Source organism: Burkholderia sp. E168m23, assembly GCF_016586125.1.
In the GTDB taxonomy this organism is placed as follows: domain Bacteria; phylum Pseudomonadota; class Gammaproteobacteria; order Burkholderiales; family Burkholderiaceae; genus Burkholderia; species Burkholderia orbicola.
On sequence record NZ_BCPP01001452.1, the window covers coordinates 1 to 1,111 of the forward strand.

1 protein-coding gene is annotated in these 1,111 nt (G+C 67.0%); it reads left to right on the forward strand.

From position 1 onward, the window contains the following. A partial coding sequence (locus JMF90_RS38100) for an FAD-dependent oxidoreductase (protein WP_201326446.1) occupies positions 1–1,111 on the forward strand: 1,111 nt, incomplete at both ends.

Here is a 1,111-nt window from a genome sequence, read left to right on the forward strand (position 1 = left end):
CGGCGCCCAGTGCGCTGAAGGCGCCGATCAACCGGTTTACGCCGCATGCGCTGACGAGCGACGAGGTCGACGAGACGATCGCCGATTTCGTGCGATGCGCGGCGCTCGCGCAGCATGCGGGCTACGACGGCGTGGAGATCATGGGGTCCGAGGGCTACCTGATCAACGAATTCATCGCCGCACGCACGAACCATCGCGACGATGCGTGGGGCGGCGCGTACGAGAACCGCATCCGTTTCGCGGTCGAGATCGTGCGGCGGGTGCGCGAGCGTGTCGGCACGAACTTCATCGTCATCTACCGGCTGTCGATGCTCGATCTCGTCGAAGGCGGCTCGACGCTCGACGAGGTGATCCGGCTCGCGCAGGCGATCGAGGCGGCGGGCGCGACGATCCTCAATACCGGCATCGGCTGGCACGAGGCGCGCATTCCGACCATCGCGACCAAGGTGCCGCGCGCCGCGTATGCGTGGGTGACGCGGCAACTGATGGGCAAGGTCGGCATCCCGCTCGTCGCGACCAACCGGATCAACACGCCGGAAGTCGCCGAGCAACTGCTCGCCGACGGCTATTGCGACATGGTGTCGATGGCGCGGCCGTTCCTTGCCGATGCCGAGTTCGTTCGCAAGGCGCGGGAAGGGCGCGCGGACGAAATCAACACGTGCATCGGCTGCAACCAGGCGTGCCTCGACCATACGTTCAGCGGCAGGATCACGTCGTGCCTCGTGAATCCGCGTGCGTGTCATGAAACCGAGCTCGTGATCCAGCCCGCGCCGCAGCGCAAGCGGATCGCGGTGGTCGGCGCCGGGCCGGCGGGCCTCGGCTTCGCGGTCACGGCGGCCGAACGCGGTCATGCGGTCACGCTGTACGAAGCGGGCGCCGAGATCGGCGGCCAGTTCAACATCGCGAAGAAGGTGCCCGGCAAGGAAGAGTTCAACGAGACGCTGCGCTATTTCCGTCGGCAGATCGAATTGCGCGGCATCGCGCTGCACGTCAACACGCGCGCGACCGCCGAGATGCTGTTGCAGGGCGAATTCGACGAAGTGGTGATCGCGACGGGCATCGTGCCGCGCACGCCGCCGATCGACGGCATCGGACATCCGAAAGCGCTCGG